This window comes from Trichodesmium erythraeum IMS101 (genome assembly GCF_000014265.1).
Lineage (GTDB): Bacteria > Cyanobacteriota > Cyanobacteriia > Cyanobacteriales > Microcoleaceae > Trichodesmium > Trichodesmium erythraeum.
Map to the genome: position 1 here is coordinate 3,118,875 of NC_008312.1, position 17,642 is coordinate 3,136,516.

At 32.8% G+C, this 17,642-nt stretch carries 14 protein-coding genes and 1 pseudogene; 11 read left to right on the top strand and 4 right to left on the bottom strand.

The annotated features are described in order from the left end of the window. The first annotated feature begins 108 nt into the window (after nucleotides 1-108). The 6 genes and pseudogenes from TERY_RS09460 to TERY_RS36650 all read left to right on the top strand — a co-directional run bounded on the left by TERY_RS09460 (nucleotide 109) and on the right by TERY_RS36650 (nucleotide 4,201). A pseudogene (locus TERY_RS09460) lies at nucleotides 109-753 on the top strand (IS607 family transposase). Continuing rightward, nucleotides 737-1,882 carry an RNA-guided endonuclease InsQ/TnpB family protein gene (locus tag TERY_RS09465; protein WP_044137330.1) on the top strand — a complete coding sequence of 382 codons (1,146 nt, stop codon included), beginning with the start codon at nucleotides 737-739 and terminating at the stop codon, nucleotides 1,880-1,882. The pseudogene TERY_RS09460 and the gene TERY_RS09465 overlap by 17 nt, the downstream one beginning before the upstream one ends. A gap of 365 nt (nucleotides 1,883-2,247) precedes the next feature. After that, entirely contained in the window at nucleotides 2,248-2,853 is a 606-nt protein-coding gene (locus tag TERY_RS09470; protein WP_011611626.1) for a DNA-3-methyladenine glycosylase, read from the top strand. Nucleotides 2,854-3,090: 237 nt separating this feature from the next. Then, the gene (locus TERY_RS34920) at nucleotides 3,091-3,285 is read left to right on the top strand and encodes a hypothetical protein (protein ID WP_044136650.1); all 195 of its coding nucleotides are present in this window, start codon (nucleotides 3,091-3,093) and stop codon (nucleotides 3,283-3,285) included. Beyond that, on the top strand, nucleotides 3,251-3,484 hold the full coding sequence (locus TERY_RS32810) for a hypothetical protein (protein WP_155994381.1): 234 nt from the start codon (nucleotides 3,251-3,253) through the stop codon (nucleotides 3,482-3,484). The genes TERY_RS34920 and TERY_RS32810 overlap by 35 nt, the downstream gene beginning before the upstream one ends. A gap of 588 nt (nucleotides 3,485-4,072) precedes the next feature. After that, nucleotides 4,073-4,201 carry a hypothetical protein gene (locus TERY_RS36650; RefSeq protein ID WP_370496945.1) on the top strand — a complete coding sequence of 43 codons (129 nt, stop codon included), beginning with the start codon at nucleotides 4,073-4,075 and terminating at the stop codon, nucleotides 4,199-4,201. Between the two features lie 724 nt (nucleotides 4,202-4,925). Here the strand turns inward: TERY_RS36650 and TERY_RS36655 are convergent. Both TERY_RS36655 and TERY_RS09485 read right to left on the bottom strand, forming a co-directional pair. Further along, nucleotides 4,926-5,051, bottom strand: coding sequence for a hypothetical protein (locus TERY_RS36655; RefSeq protein ID WP_370496947.1), 126 nt, complete (start codon nucleotides 5,049-5,051; stop codon nucleotides 4,926-4,928). Nucleotides 5,052-5,627: 576 nt separating this feature from the next. Next, nucleotides 5,628-7,196 carry an SUMF1/EgtB/PvdO family nonheme iron enzyme gene (locus TERY_RS09485; RefSeq protein WP_011611627.1) on the bottom strand — a complete coding sequence of 523 codons (1,569 nt, stop codon included), beginning with the start codon at nucleotides 7,194-7,196 and terminating at the stop codon, nucleotides 5,628-5,630. Nucleotides 7,197-8,281: 1,085 nt separating this feature from the next. On the opposite strand from TERY_RS09485, the gene TERY_RS09490 reads away from it, so the two are divergent. Beyond that, the gene (locus TERY_RS09490; protein ID WP_011611628.1) at nucleotides 8,282-9,418 is read left to right on the top strand and encodes a quinone-dependent dihydroorotate dehydrogenase; all 1,137 of its coding nucleotides are present in this window, start codon (nucleotides 8,282-8,284) and stop codon (nucleotides 9,416-9,418) included. 52 nt (nucleotides 9,419-9,470) lie between these two features. Continuing rightward, nucleotides 9,471-10,112 (top strand): ElyC/SanA/YdcF family protein, encoded by a 642-nt coding sequence (locus TERY_RS09495; protein WP_011611629.1) that lies wholly within the window; start codon nucleotides 9,471-9,473, stop codon nucleotides 10,110-10,112. Between the two features lie 1,234 nt (nucleotides 10,113-11,346). Here the strand turns inward: TERY_RS09495 and TERY_RS09505 are convergent. Next, entirely contained in the window at nucleotides 11,347-12,351 is a 1,005-nt protein-coding gene (locus TERY_RS09505; RefSeq protein ID WP_011611630.1) for a LysR substrate-binding domain-containing protein, read from the bottom strand. A 674-nt stretch (nucleotides 12,352-13,025) separates the two neighbouring features. Between TERY_RS09505 and TERY_RS09510 the strand changes: the two genes are divergently transcribed. The 3 genes from TERY_RS09510 to TERY_RS32815 all read left to right on the top strand — a co-directional run bounded on the left by TERY_RS09510 (nucleotide 13,026) and on the right by TERY_RS32815 (nucleotide 14,705). Then, entirely contained in the window at nucleotides 13,026-13,739 is a 714-nt protein-coding gene (locus tag TERY_RS09510; RefSeq protein WP_011611631.1) for an NnrU family protein, read from the top strand. Nucleotides 13,740-13,786: 47 nt separating this feature from the next. Then, a complete protein-coding gene (locus tag TERY_RS09515) occupies nucleotides 13,787-14,173 on the top strand; it encodes a thioredoxin family protein (protein ID WP_044136658.1) in 387 nt (128 codons plus the stop codon). A 361-nt stretch (nucleotides 14,174-14,534) separates the two neighbouring features. Beyond that, nucleotides 14,535-14,705 carry a hypothetical protein gene (locus TERY_RS32815; RefSeq protein WP_155994382.1) on the top strand — a complete coding sequence of 57 codons (171 nt, stop codon included), beginning with the start codon at nucleotides 14,535-14,537 and terminating at the stop codon, nucleotides 14,703-14,705. A 1,075-nt stretch (nucleotides 14,706-15,780) separates the two neighbouring features. Here TERY_RS32815 and TERY_RS09520 read toward each other — a convergent pair. After that, nucleotides 15,781-16,767: a hypothetical protein gene (locus tag TERY_RS09520; RefSeq protein WP_011611633.1), complete on the bottom strand. Its 987-nt coding sequence runs from the start codon at nucleotides 16,765-16,767 to the stop codon at nucleotides 15,781-15,783. Between the last annotated feature and the right edge of the window lie 875 nt (nucleotides 16,768-17,642).

A 17,642-nucleotide genomic window follows, 5' to 3' on the forward strand; every position in this document is an offset into this window, starting at 1 on the left:
CTATTCGGTATTTCCGGAGTTACTAATATGTACAAGGGTAAATAACAGCTTGAAAAAAATCTATGATTATCTTTTATAATCTATGATTGTCTTGTAAAACTTATGATGATGACTAATAAATTCATTAAGATAGGTGCAGCAGCAGAACTATTAGGAGTGTCCATTGATACGCTCCGAAAATGGGAATTATCTGGAGAGCTGATACCAGACCGAAAAAGTCAAGCTGGAACTAGATTCTATGATTCCTCTAAACTTATCAATTTAGGAGATGGAGACAGTCCTACTATTTGTTATGCTAGAGTCAGTAGTCACGACCAAAAAGTAGATTTAGAAAGGCAACAGGCAATGCTAGAAACTTATTGTGCTGCCAAAGGGTGGATCTTTGAGGTAATTAAAGACTTAGGCTCTGGCATGAACTATCGCAAAAAGGGATTGCAAAAACTATTAGAAAAAATCTTAAGAAAGCAAACTAAGGGATTAGTATTAACCCATAAAGATAAATTGTTAAGGTTTGGTGCTGAATTAGTCTTTTCTTTTTGCGAACTCTAGGGAATTGAGATAGTTATTATTAACAAAGGTGAACAACCAAGTTTTGAAGAAGAACTAGCTCAAGATGTACTAGAAATAATCACAGTTTTTTCAGCTAGGCTTTATGGTTGTTGATCAAAAAAACATAAAAAACTATTACTGGGTTTACTTGAGGAAGTCGCTCAAGTTGTGGGAAAAACTGATAATCATGCTACTAGGATTTAAAACAGAACTCTACCCAAATAACTCACAAAAAACCTTACTAGCTAAACACGCTGGTGTCGCACGTCATGCTTGGAATTGGGGCTTATGGTTAACTAGAAATATCCTTACTCACAATTCCAATAATCCTGATAGTAAACTTAAATTTCCCACATCTATCGACCTGCATAAGCTTTTAGTAGCAATAGTTAAACCTAATAGCTATTGGTATTACGAAGTATCTAAAACAGCACCTCAATATGCTTTGAGGCATTTATCCAATGCTTGGAAACGTTGCTTAACTAAAGTGTCTGCTCAACCTAAATTCAAGAAAAAAGGTAGGGATGATAGTTTCACTTTGGATGGTTCAATTATAGTCGGTTTTAATCAGATTAAATTACCTCGAATTGGATGGGTGAAAACCTTTGAAATTTTGCCAGATAATGTCACTCCCAAGTCTGTAACTATTAGCAAAAAAGCTGATAGATGGTTTGTCAGTTTCAAGATAGAAACAGCAACCATAGTCACTGAGAAATCAGTTGATGTAGTTGGTGTAGATTTGGGTATGAAATCACTAGCTACCCTATCAACTGGGGAGGTATTCCCTGGTGCAAAATCTTATAGAAATTTAGAAGTTAAACTTTCTAGGTTGCAATACTTGAACCGACATAAAGTGAAATTTTCGTCTAACTGGAAAAAAGCGCAACTCAAAATAGCCAAGTTACATAATAGAATAGCTAACATCAGGAAAGATACACTGCATAAACTAACTACTTATTTGGCTAAAAACCACAGTCAAATAGTAATAGAAGACCTAAATGTATCAGGAATGATGTCAAATTACAAGCTGGCTAAGGCTGTTGCCGATATGGGTTTTTACGAATTTCGCAGACAATTAAAGTACAAATGTCAACTGTATGGCTCTAAGTTAACCATTGTGGATAGATGGTTTCCTAGTTCTAAAACTTGCAGTAGGTGTGGAACTGTTAAAGAATCTCTGTTGTTATCAGAGCGCGTTTTCAATTGCGAACATTGCAAATTCAGTTGCGACCGAGACTTGAATACAGCGTTAAATTTAGCTATGGCGGTCAGTTCGACCGTGACAGCTTGTGGACTGGATAACGCCGACGTTGCCAGAATGAAGCAGGAATAGAACAGATAATCATAGATTCATATAGATTATCATAGGTTTTTAATAACGGTTGTGTGCAATATTCCTACTGAAATAAAGGAATGCACATACCTTAATGTTTATCGGAGTTTTTATAGTTAAGTAAAAGTTGGGAAATTTGAATATTAAAAAAATTCTCTGGGGAAAGGCGATCGCTGTTTTGGATAATGAGGTAAAAGACGATAGTTTTGACTAAAATAGTGGGAATTTTATTGACAGTGAGGTATCGCTATGGCGAGCAATATCTTCATACAACAAAGGTTTGATGATTAATATTTGTACAATAGAAAGTTAGAATTTACTGTATTTACCGACTGTCTCTATGAATAATATTGGTAAGGTATTTAATGGCAAACAATGAAGTTATAGAAAATACTTGGCTAGAACGCCCATCACCTGAAGTTGCTCCAGAATTAATAGGTTGTACTTTGGTGCGACGAATATCGGAGGAAAAAATTATCCGTAGCACAATAGTAGAAACCGAAGCCTATGCCCCAGGAGACCCTGCTTGTCACGCTTATCGCAAACGTACTCCACGAAATACGGTGATGTTTGGTCCTCCGGGAATAAGCTATGTTTTTCTCATTTATGGGATGTACCACTGCCTAAATGTTGTTACAGATATTGATGGGATACCTAGTGTTGTTTTAATTCGGGCTTTACAGTTAGAGTCTGTGCCAAATTGGTTATGGGAGCATATTCCAAAACAAAAATCAAAACCTAAAGTTTCTCGTTTGGCTGCGGGACCTGGTAAGCTTTGTCGTCTGCTTAATATAGACTTGAATTTAAATGGTTCTCGTTTGAGAGCAGGACAACCTATGTGGTTGGAACAGCGATCGCCTTCGTTTGAAAAAAATTTGCAAATAGTACAAACAACTCGTATTGGAATTACAAAAGGAACTAATTTACTTTGGCGGTGGTATTTGGCTAACTGTGATGCTGTGTCTAAATAGGGTTTTTGAGTGAGATATGTTGAGCTAAAGACGCCATTAGGTAATATGGTTCAAGTCTCTGAAATGCTCGATAGTCATTAGGGATGATCACTTACTTCTGGTTATTAGGTTAATTTTTTCTCTTTTTGTTAGGGGGTGAGTTTAGGAAACTGCAAAAACTTTTATTGTAGAAAAAAAAGGGAAAGCTACAATAGCTGAAAACTAGAGAGGAAAATACTTTTTAATGTTTTCATCCTGGTGGCAGCAGGTGCTAACACTCCCTATCTTTTGCCACAGCTACAACTTTATATGCAAGTAACTGGTCATCGGGTGTTTTGCCTAAAACCTATAAATTCCAAATATTTTTGGTCTCCTTATTTAAGTGTTTTTGCTGCTGATATTTCTAATTCTGCTTGGTATGGTTTTCCTTTTTCATGGAAAAATTTGGTTTAAAACCGGACTGTTTGAGGGCGACTTTGTACAAGACTCGAAAAGGCTTGAAGGTATTCAACCTGTTGCTATCAGTTACCTAAGAGTAATATTGCGAACAAGCGATCGCTTCCCGAAGAATTATGAAAATTTTGACCCTGCTTCCTCTTATTTTTCTAGGCAGGAGTTCTCGGTGAAAGTTAGCCACTGTCGCCAAATTTAAACTTGGTTTTTTTGGTGACAAAAGTTGAGAATTTATTTCTGTCAATAAACTGTCACCAACCTCTGATATTTCTTTTCGGAGCTTATGCATCAGGTAAAAGCTGTCCTAACTTTTAGCTTGATATCCATGTTTTTTGACTAACAGAAAACCAGGCTTATCTGGTTACGCACTCACTTGATGTACCCAGCAAAATGTTACAGCGCTTTTGAAATTTATGAACTACATCGCCATCACCAAAATTTTGTCAGGAGGTTGCATCTAGTTAGGTTGTATGGAACGCCCCTACTCTGGTCTACCAATGTGAAAACTGCTGTCAAGTTAATAAAAATATCATTTTACTTAGGTGTTCTCGTTCTGTTAAATGAGTAGACTCAAGCTGAAAACCTCTAATGTTTTACGGAGAGCATGATCACAAATAGCACTTATTTGGTGAGGGATATAGCTGCAACCACTATCCTCCGCCAACGCTAACTACAATTAACAATTCTCTTTATTCCGGCTTCAGAGCTGATACATACATCCAAATTACCAAAATACGAGGCTTTTCAGACAAATTTCTGATTTCACTAACGACTAAATTACATCGAAATGCATAGAAAATATCAGATGAAAGTTGCAGTAGTTTCTGCTTTTTGTTTTAATATTCTTGCTGATAGAAAATTGCGAAAACACCTAGAATTAGAATTAATTAAAAAGTTGCGATCGCCTTTCAATTGAGATTCTTGGAATTTTTGGAAATAACCTTTTTAGTAAACACTCAAAAACTCTTTTTTACTTTACCAGAATAATAAAATCATAGAAATAAAGAGATTCAAGTTATAATTTTTGATTAAAATATCACCGATAAATATAATAATTTTTGATTGAGACTCTTAATAATATATCAGCGATCGCTAGATTTTTTTTCTGAGGTTTTTAACAGCAAAAAATACTTCAAATATTAAATGTAAAAAAATGGTGATGGCATAGTTAAAAAAAATCATTAAATTCAATAGAATAATTAATTACAATTAAAATACTTCCAAGGTGTTAATAGTTATTTTTTAATAGTAAAAATCATTCTGAAATACTGCGGTCTAAAGTTTTAAAATCGTTAAAAACTAAAATTTATCAAACTCTTAAAAACCATAATAATTTGTGGTTTTGAATGTAAAAATTGTGCTGCGATCGCTGATTTTTTTGTATTTTCAAAAAATCTGTATTTTAATATCATTTAAACTCGTTTTATTCTCAGAAAAATATGCGGCCGTACAGACTAAAAAATAGAAATTATTATCATAAAAAAATTATAACTAAGAATATATTTTATATTCCCAAAGCAGAACTATGAATATTTATTCTATCAGCATAAATTGTTATTATAACTGACTCAAAAACAAATTTTTCACAGACTATAAAGCCTTTAAATAAATCTCAACTTGCTTTAGAAAACCATGTTTTTCTAGTTCTTAGTCAAACCAAAACCATTACATAAATTTTTCAATTTTTGAATATTTTCTTCTTCAATAGTCTGATAATTAAGCTCCAACAGATTTAGCCTCAGAATCATCAGATAAATTCCTTCCATTAGACTTACCTTCTTTTCTTGACTAATTACTATTAATTAAAATATTATCATCTGACTCTATTTCAATAGTCAATAATTAATAACTAACAATTAATAATTTATCAGCCAACTTTTAATATTTTATGACTTAAAAAACTACACACATAACTAAAACATAAAAACTTAGATATAGCCTAGTTATATAGAATAAAAATTATTCAGATTTATCACTATTAAAAAGTAGCTTTTTTTATTTAACAATACATCTCATATTTGACTGTTTTCTGGGAATAATAATTGTTGAATTAGCAAAAATTATTAGTCAATAAAAAATGGTAATATTTGCTGAAATTAAGAATACTAAAATTACCAAAATGAATAACATTTAATCTTGATTTTAGCTTAATAATAATTTGCGTCTAATGAGACTTACTCATTTTGTACTACAAATATATTACATTGCTAAAAAAAATTCTACCCGCTAAAGCCGGACTCAAAAGAGGAAAAAGAAAAACAGGGCAAAGGGTAAAAGGGGAAAAGAAAAAAGGGTTAGAGAGTTCTCCCGCCATCGCAGACTACACGAAAACCGATAATGCCCTAGCGGTAGTCGCGCCTAACATAGTTCAAGCGAAACGCAGAACGGCAAGAATTAGGAAAGTCGTCCCAGGAACCGCCCCGCACACATGTTATCTCTTTATCTCCATCTAGCCAAACACTGCCATCTGTAGGAGCACCATTATAGTTACGATGCCATTGATCAGCACACCACTCCCACACATTTCCGTGCATATCGTATAACCCAAAAGCATTAGCCGGAAATTGGCCTACGGGAGTTGTTTGTTCTCTATATTCTCCTTTTGGTGCACTACCATAAACATATTTGTCATTATAGTTAACTAACTCAGGCGTTATAGTTTCCCCAAAATAGAAAGGTGTAGTTGTTCCTGCACGGCAAGCATATTCCCATTCTGCTTCACTGGGCAGTCTATAATTCTTTCCTGTTAATTTCGATAGCCTTTGGCAAAACTCTATAGCTTGGTACCAAATAACCTCCTCAACTGGTCTCTGCCATCTATCTATATTTCGGTATGGTTCTTTAAAATAAGATGGTTCTAGCTCTAGGTCTAATTTTACTTTCAAGTCTGCGCAGGAGGCGATCGCTTTCCACTGTCCTTGAGTAACTGGATATTTGCCCATAAAAAAGTTAGGGACAGTTACATCATGTTGGGGCCGTTCATTATTATTGCTATCCACTTCACTTTCAGGAGAACCCATAGTAAAAGTACCCCCAGGAATATAAACCATTTCCAATTTAATTCCATTACCTAAATTTTCTATTTTCTGTCTAGCACCCCCTTGACTACGATTAACAATACTGCCAAAATTATTAACACTTACAACTGCAAAAGTAAACAATTCTCCCTTGTCTAGTTCTTTTGATAATGTAACTTTACTTTCTAAATTATCTTCAATATTTGTACTAGTTAAAACTTCTATTGTTTTTGATTCTCGTTTAATTTTTTTAAAGACTTCATCAGTTATTTCAAACCAAATTTTTTCTAAAGCCTCTATTGATATTGCTCTACCAAACATTCCTACTCCATCAACATCAATTTTATGAGTAACTAGACCGATAACTAGTCCTGTATTAATATCAATAACAGGAGAACCACTATAACCTGAACGGAGACTTCCTTTTTCTATCTCTAACTTTTCAACCGCCACATCTTCTGGCATATTTTCTATTAATTGAAATGCCCTTTCTCCATCAACCTCTACTGTCATTCTTCCTTTTATTGTTTGACGACAAAGTGCATTATTTTGACCCCAAAGATAATAACCAGGAATTTTCACAAGCAAATTTTTTTCTTCCTCTCCATATAAAATCATTAAACTTAAAGATGGAGCTGAAAAACTTTCATTCACCTTTAAAACAGCTAAATCAAAACCCTGAATATCTCCTATCTTTATAACTTCCGCCGGAATATTATTTACCTTTATGTTGTCTGCCCCACCAACATCCTCAACAACATGAGCACAAGTAAGTAGATAAGTACAATTCTGTTCCTTATGAAATATAAATCCAGTACCAATAACATTTTTTCTATTATCTTTAGCACTTGCAATTAAAACAATAGAATCTTCCAACTTTTTTAAATTAACCACTTTTTAATTAATTAGTTCCTTCTTAACTTTATACTAAAGGCTTGAAGCCAGAGCCAAACCAACCTACCAAAAGTAGGAGTTAAATTTTTAAATGTTTTAGAATATTAAACAAGTATTAGCCATAACTGGGATATCCCCGCAATTAGACCCCGCTAAAGTACAATTTAGGAAAAACAAAGTGGAATTAGAGCCAAAAACAGCTTAATTGAAAAATCTAAATTTCTATTTTGTCATATTATTTCAGTATATTTCCTAAAAAACAAAAAATAGGCACTGAAATTTCTGATAATACAGCTTGTATAATTTGCATCCTCAAACTCAAGTTTATCAACAATTTTTGAGAAAATAAACTAAATTTAGAGTATCTACTATTGTAGTTAAATTAATTATATTCAATAGGTATATTTGCAATTATTTCGTAACTAGCTTACCATTAATTTTTTCAGTAAAAATTTAATCGCTTTATTCTCAGTATCTAGAGCAGAAGCCTGTTTATTTTGAAATATTAAAAATTAAAATATTATTCATTAAAAAAAAATATCCCAGAATTAAAAGACATCCTGGTAGTTTAACTTATTTCAAATTCAGGAAAACTTTCCATCTTGTCTGTAGAAATATTTCCTAACTTATAATCATCATTTTTATAAATAGTTATTTCGTCAAAATATCCCTCTATTTTTCCACCATATTTAATGTATTTAATAGTTTTCCAATAACCATTAAGTACCGAAAAAATTCACCAGAATAGATAAGATTAGGAATTATTAAAGAATTTTCATAATAAGAACCTGTTATAGTGAAAAAAAAACCGTATTTTTTGATTTTTTTGATAAGCGATCGCTCATACCTTTCCAAATATCATCAAACACCGCAATTTAGTTAAAATTTTTGCATAATTAAAATAATCACGAAAATAAACACTTGTAACCCTTTAGAATTAAGAATATAATTTAGTAAGTAATTATCAGAAATGTTAATAAGTCAAAACCGACAAACCTTTCCATAAAACTTTAATTATTACATCCCTATTTCCCAACCTCACTAAAATACCTTTTTTGTCAACCCTAACTACCATTAAAAATAAAGTGTTAAATATTTATCGTTCCGTCCTATTTCCTATTATATTTTCCGGTTTAAAAGCCGATCCAGAATGGGCACATCATCAAGTCCTAAATATGCTCAGTTTTATAGATACTCACTCCGACTCTCAACTAGTAAATAGTATTAGGACAACAATGGAAAAATTATTCTGTTTTAAAGACACTCGTCTAGAGCAAAACTTATGGGAATTAAACTTTAAAAACCCAGTAGGTTTAGCCCCAGGATATGATAAAGATGGTCAGGCAATTAATATGTGGCCTCAACTAGGTTTTGGGTTTGCTGAACTTGGTACAGTTACCTTCCATCAACAACCAGGAAATGCGCAACCAAGATTATTCCGCTTACCAAAAGATAAAGCCGTCTTAAACAGAATGGGATTTAATAATAAAGGAGCTGCCGCCTTAGCTAAGAAATTCCAAATTCAAAACAAAAAAAATTCTTTTTTCTTTCCTTATGGAGTAAATATTGGTAAATCTAAAATCACCCCTTTAGAAGCAGCAGCAACAGATTATTTAGAAAGTTTTAGACTATTAAAAAATTGTGGAGATTATTTTGTAGTAAATGTATCTTCTCCTAATACCCCAGGGTTACGTTCCCTGCAAAACACTGATAGTTTAAGTAAAATTTTAGAAGTTTTGCCAAGAGAAAATGAAAGAAAAAAGCCTATTTTAGTTAAGATTGCACCAGATTTAGAAAATGAAGCGATCGCCGCCATAATAGACCTAATTAAAGAATATAAAATATCTGGTATAATTGCTACAAACACAACTATTAATCGTGAAAAATTAACAACTAAAATACTTCCAGCAACAGGCAAACCTATTATAGAAGAAGCAGGTGGAATTAGTGGCAAACCATTAACCAAAAGATCAACAGAAATAATTAAATTTATCTGGCAAGAAACAAAAGGAAAATTACCAATTATTGGGGTAGGTGGTATATTCACTTCAGAAGATGCCTGGAATAAAATTACTGCTGGTGCCAGTTTAATTCAAATTTATACAGGATTAGTTTATCAAGGACCAGGAATAGTCAAACAAATTCTCCAAGGATTACTAAAAAAGCTAGATGAACATGGATTAAACTCCATTTCCGAAGCTGTTGGTCTAGCAAACAAATAAGTTATCAATAAAAATATCTAGAAAGTATTTATTCTAGAATTAATTATTATCTATGTTTTCTAAATTTTTTTCACTTAATCAACCCTTAAATTTGTGGATTTTAGTATTAACAATACTATTAATAACCCTATCTTTAAACCTTTACATCAAAGTAACAACAAGCAACTATTGCTATCAAAATTCAGAAGAAGTTCCAGTTAAAGCTATTGCCATAGTTTTTGGCGCCGGAATTTGGGAAGATGGTACTCCCACACCAATGTTAGCTGACCGAGTACAAGGCGCAATTAATTTATACAATATTGGTAGTATTCAAAAAATTTTGATGACTGGCGACAATAGTACCCCTGATTATAATGAGGTAAAAGCAATGCAAGAATATGCAATTAATCATGGTGTATCTGTTGAAGATATTATTCTAGATTCTTCTGGTTTTAGTACTTATAAAAGTTGTTATCGTGCCAAAGAAATATTTGGTATTACTCAAGCCGTTTTAGTAACTCAAAACTATCACTTACCTCGTGCAGTTTATACTTGTCGTCAATTAGGAGTAGATGTTGTAGGTTTAGGTATGCCAGACTGGGGAAAGTTTAGAAATGATTCTATGAGACGTTATTCTATCCGTGAAGTTTTCGCAGTATTAAAAGCATTCTGGGAAGTTCATATTACTCGCCCTAAACCAACATCAAATTTTTGAGGATATTTAACCAAATAACATTAAATAGCTCAATACTTTAGGAACGAGAATAAAATCAAAATAATGCATTTATAAAAATGTAATATAATCAACTTAACATCACATTCTCTATCATCCAATCCCAGAAATTAAGTACATATAAAATCGTAAATATAAAACAGTAAGAAAACCCTAGAAATTAGCCAAACCAAATAAAATAAAATATCAGGTTAAAAGTCAGATATAAATAATAGCAGAAATTATAGTTATCGAATATAAATAATAGCAGAAATTATAGTTATCGAAAAAAATAAAGCCAATATACTTATATTAGGGATAAATATATTAGATAAAAATGAACTGATTAATTAGCAAGTATTAGAGGAATACAAAACCCAAAAATGTAATGAAAGAGGGTTAATATTTTTTAAATATTTATTGTTTTTTAAATAAACTTATATTTTAGCAAAACCCAAAAATAGTAGAAGCAATAGCAATCATCATGATTGTATTTTTTATCTTTAAATATGGAAAAAAAAGTTAAGAAAAGAATTAGTTTACTGCCGATTATAGCATCATAAATCAAGTCAAAAAAATCACAAATAAACCGACAAAGAGACAAAATGTAAGTTCTTAGTCCCATAGGTACTGTTTAAGAGCAGGTTTTTTCTTATTTTGTGAGGGATATCTAGCAAACCCTTCAACTGTTTTTATATGTAAATTTATAGCAGCACACTTGAGGAGAGTGAGGTATAGTTTAATATTAATCTCTATAAATACTTTCCATACATAGATAATAATACTAGGCGTACCTGTTGCCAAAAAAAACGAGATAACCCTATTACTCCATCTCCTAAATTTCTCGACGACCTGTATCAGAAGTACTTAAAACTACTAATATAGTCACCATACATTTAATAGCCGTGTTACTACAATTATAAGATGCTACCCTACGTCCAGTTTTTTCTGATTAAGCAACTCCTGAATTACCTTTGAAGTTAACCAAAAAGTAAAACTCCCTCTTTACTTTAAGCTTGAATGAGTTATCATACTCATATCAGTTTTTGAGTCAATACAAACATTTAGACCTATTCATATTTACTGAATATAGTTTTGTTTACCATCTTAACTTTTTTATTTTTACCCTATCATTATTCCGTTTAACAAAATCATCAAGGTTAAAAAAATAGTTCAAGTTATAAGAATAGTAAATAAATACATAAAACAGTAATTGTTACTGGTATTCAAAAGTTATTCAAGTTTGACTAACATTATTTGTTACTACCTCTATAGGTTGTATTTCTTTAGATAAAGGCTTAATATTATCAGGGTTAAAATTCAAAGTAGAAAACAAAGGCAAAATTTCCTTACTAAAAGCCTCTGCTGCTTTAGAGCGGTAACGATTAGGATTATAAATTACTGATAATATCCTATTGATAACTATCTGGTCTACTTTTACTGTAGTCATAACCCCAATTTGTAATTCCTTTTCAATAGCAGAAACAGAAACAAAAGCTACTCCCAAACCAGACTGAACCGCATTTTTAATTGCTTCAATTGAACTTAGTTCCATCTCCACTCTTAGACGGCGAGTATCAATGTTACTCTGGGATAATACTTGATCAATTACTTTGCGAATAGTAGATTGAGAATCTAAAGTAATGAATTTTAAATGATACAAATCATCTTTTTGAATTGTCTCCTTTTCTGCCAAAGAGTGAGACACAGGCAAAATTAAGGCCAGTTCATCCTCAGCATAAGGTATAACCTCTAAAGACTCTTGCAATTCTGGAGGAACTTCGCCCCCAATAATAGCTAAATCTATTTGCCCATTAACTACACTCCAAGCAGTACGACGAGTAGAATGAACGTGTAGCTGCACAGCTACATCAGGATATTTTTGTCTAAACATTCCAATCATTCGGGGTAGTAAATAAGTACCAGTAGTTTGAGAAGCACCAACAATTAATGTACCTCCCTGGAGATTTTGCAGATCCTCGATCGCCCGGCAAGTTTCTTGACAAAGAGACAATATTTTCTCACCGTAAGTAAGTAATAGATGACCAGCCTCAGTTAATTGTGCCCGGCGACCACCTCGGTCAAATAAAGGCACGTTCAACTGTCGTTCTAAGTTTTGCACTTGTAAACTAACTGCTGGTTGAGAAACAAATAGACTATCGGCAGCTCGTTTAAAGCTACCTTCAGCAGCGATCGCTTTAAGAATGCGTAATTGGTCTAGGGTGAAAGGAAGCTCAGACATATTGTTAAAGGAAAAAGAAATTTAGGGAGTTGATGTCCAAAGGGTTACCTGATGGACAGAGTATGACCATTTTGCCTTTTATTTGACTCCATAGGTCGTAGAAAAGGACAAAGAAAGTGGGGAAATGTTGACAAAGGGTAAATTTACATTTTTTTGTTGTCTTAAAAAGCTGTTTATTTATAGCAGTAGCTACAAAGGTTAGGACTTCTAGAAAAGCCTAAATTTAGGAATATAGCTAAACTCAGAAGTTCTAAATAGAAGCAAGTGGCCATTCGCCCCCGTACATTTGGACCACGGATTAAATGTAAAACGTGCGAGAATGTCGTAACCGTCCTGACAACTGCTATATCAATAATCTACCTTCTACTTTTTGCTATAACTTAGCTATTTTATAATTTAGGAAAACAGAGACATATCTTTCCGTGCCCCTTATCAACCTCTTTTCTCATCCTTTGATCTTTTCTATAGCACTACGCATTTAGGGTGCGGATATAGCATAAATCCCATTGACAAATACAAATGCATAATGTAAAAAAGTATTTCCGCATCAAAAACTAAGTCAGAGATTACTTTTGACTTGGGCATTCAAGGGATAAAGAGTTTATGTCCCTCTAGCATACTGCTCGAAGATTCATCCAAAAGTTAACTTTTATTATCAATTTCCTCTAGTAGCCATGTTTAATGATTCCTTCACCCCTAGCCATTTGATTATCTTAGGTTTACTGCTAAGTTTCGCGATCGCTCATAGTGGTTTAGCAGCCCTCCGTTCCTGGGCAGAAAACAAAATTGGTCCTAGACTCTACCGCATTTTATTTGCCCTAGTGAGTCTACCATTAGCAGTAATTCTGATTATTTATTTTTTCAATCACCGTTACGATGGCTTACAGTTATGGCAACTGCAAGGCGTCCCAATTGTTAAACCTATAGTTTGGACATTCTCAGCAATTTCATTCCTTTTCCTCTATCCCTCTACATTTAATCTACTAGAAATTGCAGCAATTCAAAAACCACAAGTACATCTTCATGAAACAGGGATTATTCGCATTACGCGCCATCCTCAAATGGTAGGCCAAGTAATCTGGTGTATTGCCCACACCCTTTGGCTAGGAACAAGCTTTACTTTTGTGACATCAGTTGGCCTAATACTCCATCATTTGTTTGGTGTTTGGCATGGCGATCGCCGACTTCAAAAGCGTTTTGGTGAATCTTATGACCAATTAAAGTCCCGAACATCAGTTATTCCTTTTCTTGCCATTATCCAAGGACGTCAAACTTTACATTTACAGGAGTTTATCAGATGGGCTTACCTTGGAATAGGACTTTTTGTCCTTTTATTCTGGCAAGCTCATCCTTTACTAATCCGTGCAACTGGGAACATAGACTGGTAGCATAATCCCAGGATATAAAAAATTTAATTTAAATAGATTTAAACATGATGATTTTGTCAGTTAACGAAAAGACTTTTAAAAAAGAGGTTTTGGAATCTTCTCAACCTGTTTTAGTTTATTTTTGGGCCCCTTGGTGTGGCTTGTGTAAAATGATTGTCCCCCAATTAGTTAAATTTCAATCTGAGTGGAATTGCCATTTAAAGCTGGTAGGGGTGAATGCTGACAAAAGTTTAAAACTTGCTAGCACCTATCAACTCCAAACTTTGCCTACTTTGATTCTCTTTGTTAATGGGCAAATAGTTAATCGATTAGGTTATTTTCAGGCACGAGAAGATTTCCAGCGAACATTGGATGCTTTTATTTCAACTTTAGTTAAAGACCCACCCTCTCAGCCAAGAGAGCATCGGAATGAAAAACAATCAATATTGTGGTGAAATTAAATTTTTTACTAACCTGTCCGGATATATATAAAAATACAGGTTAAGTGAGGAAGAATACCAATTTTGGGAACACTGCACCAAAGATTGGTATCTCACAGAAGAGGACTAGTCACTGGAAACACTCCATACTTGAACTCAACACATACAATAAGAAATTTTTTGTTCAAATCTTTGGGATACTGGGCTTGTAGTATTTAGAACACAGGTCGAATTGTCGATGTACTCTAAAGTAACCATAAGATCAAAAAGAGGAGGGCTTGAGAAATAGCTGAGCTAGTTATTATCAATAAGCATAAATAATTGATATAAAGTTGATTCTATGATCTCAAAAAAAAATTAAGTTGAGATTTGAATAATGGTAGACTATTTTCGACCAGGTATGCTCGGTTGGGTAATTGAAAACCTTAGTGCTAAAGATTTTATTTGTTCTGACAGGCGATCGCTTGTTGATAATGCTATTTCTGGGACAGTAATGGAAACCATATTTATAAATTATTTATTCCTGAGCAGACCAAATTATCAGTAAAACCTACATTACCAGAGTAGAAAGAGAAAATAATTGTTTACTACACTACTTAGCTCGACTGCACTACAAAAACGCCATACCACTCCTGGCTTGGTAGAGATCCTGAAGCATTCCATCAGACTTTCAATTCATCATCTCAAGTTTGGAAATCTACCCCTTCGCTGCCAGATTAGATTCATCTGTAAATTTACCAACGCCCTAATTTCTACTTGTAGCTTTTTCATAGCTTTTTGCCCTTTTAACTAGAATTGTCACCAATGCCTTTTTTTGAGAAGATACTAGATACCAAGCTGACTATTGTATTATAGGCCAGTTTCGCTGTATGACTAATTCCTTTAAAGCTACTACCCTCGACATGATATTGTAGAACTATGAGTATTTTTTATTACCCAATTTGCCAACGATAGTATAGAGTGTCAAAAGTTTCAGTGAAACATTATCCATATTCGGGACAATAGTAACGTTAACGTCCAATACTAGTTTTTCCATACTTATGGGGTTTATCAGTACGGCAAAAAGGACACTCCATAATTATTTCCCCGACTTAGGGACTATATTCATCTCATCATTCCCACACATTCTTACATGTACTACCAAAACCAAAATTTTCACCCTTTCTCTTTTTTTATCTGTTTTTACTCTATCAGCAAAAAATTTTTGAGAATCTTTTTTGACTCAAAAATATTAATTTTTAGTGTCCCATGCATAGAGCAAAAAACTTAATACAATCGCTTTAGCTATTTATAGCATTCTTTTTTCACCCTTAGCATTAAAGCATAGTCTCAGAAAAATGAATAGTGATTTCTGCAGTTATGCTTCTTAAAAGCAAAGGGATTTACTTATAAATGTCAATACGTCTACAGGACTACCAACAAATAATGCACAAGTAGTAAAGACTAATACTCTTGTAGGGCAATCATCTCAGCCACTAAGTGTGTAACTCACGAGTAGAGAAAAATTATGATGTATAAAAATCATCATAACCAATGATTAAATTATTATAGTGAATTTATCAGTTAATCAATTAGCTCAAATTTGAATGCTTTACCAAAATAGATTATTAAATTATAAAGTATTACCTTATTTGCTCATTTCTTTTTTTTGTTTGTTTTTGGCTTTTCCAATCTGCTAATGCTTTTTGAGCAGACTCATAAGTTGGTGTTCCATAAGGAACTAACTCACCAGCCAAAATAGCCTCACTCAAGTTTTTATTCTTAGCTCGTACTTTTGCAATACTAAATATTGTATCACTCCACTGAGCAATCAACTTTTGAGCTTTTTCATATTTAGGCTCACTAGATCGAATTTTACGAGCTTCGTTAATTGCTATTATATAAGAGGAAGCTTGTCCAGGCTTAATCTGTTCCTTCGCAGATTTGAGTAACGCTTCATTAAACCCTTCCTTAACTTTTTTTTGTTTAGCTGTTTCTGTTTGCCATTCTGCGATAGCCAACTGTGCTTCTTGATAAATTGGTCTGACATTTCGAGGTACCAATTTAGCCGCAGCAATTGCACCATCATAATCTCCTTTTAATGCTCGTCCACTGGCTATATCAAGAATAGTCAAACTCCAGTTTTCTATTTGATTTTTTGCCTTAGGGTAGAGTGGATCGCTTTGAGGAATTTCAGAAGCTTTGATTATTGCTTGGCTAAAACTAGAGGCTGAAACTAAATTAAGCAAAGTTAAAGCTTCAGATAATATTAATTGATTTAGAATATCCTTTTTGTTAATAGAAGTCTTTTTCGTAGATTGACCAACAGTCGCAGATACTAAAGGTGATACTGGTAAAGTTAATTCCGATGAAGTATATTCTTCAGTTTTAATAGTAGATAAATTACCTTCATTTACTACATTTTTTCTAACGAATATAGACTTATTGGTTAAGAATACACCTAACAGCAATGCTAAAGAAGTGAGACTACTTCCTATAATTAACTTCTGCAAAAAATATTTATCAAGCTGTATATCTTGAGCAATATTATTAGACATTTCTACTTGTTCTTTTATATTGTTTTTGTTATTTTCTTGAGATGCAACTGTATTATTAATATTTTTATTCATATTCTTATTTAATATGTCTGTCTTAGTAGTTTTTCTCTTAGAGTATAGGAATTTTTATAACTTGGAAAACCTGTTTATTTATTTTAGAATTAATCAATGATTTAAAAATTACACCTGCCTTTTTATACAGTTAAATTTTAATCAAATTAAATTATTTTTTTTGTCAAATTCTCCTATAGTTTATGATAATTAAGTAATTTTGCTTTATTCGTATATGTTGATTACATTATTTTTATAACTATTTACTTTAATTAAAAAATCATCAATATTTTTTTAATGTTATACATTTTCAAAAATGTAATTATTCTAAAAGAGCTACTGCAAGAAACCCTAGACGCAGTGCAGAAGTTTCCGGGGAAATATGGTTAGGATAACATGAGAGTAACAAGAGTATTTCAACTTTTTAGCTATCCCAAGTTTTTGACAACCAATTTAATTTTCAATTCTTATAAAACAGTTATGCTTTATATCTAGCATAACCAACATATACTCTACAAGGGATTTGATAAAATATTCTGTTAGATTTATTATTGATATTCCTATAGTTTCATACTCTTGAGGATTCCCATACATAGACATTAGGTACTCTTTATTTTGATAGCTCAGACCATAACCACTAAAAAAATACCAGAGAAAGCTCTCTACTGACAATTATTTTTGACAAAAGCCTTCCATTAAGATCTAGTTCTTTTCTATTCTATATAGAAATATAGCGTAAATTACATTTATGTTTAGACTCAAAGCAATATTTACAGGGAAGTTGCGACGAGGATAAGAGATATCCTCAAGCAGTAGAATTATTTGTCAAATCTGCAATAGAGTTGTTGGGAATTAAGCCCCAAAAATTGCTAAAACCCAAAAAAATCTAACTTTAC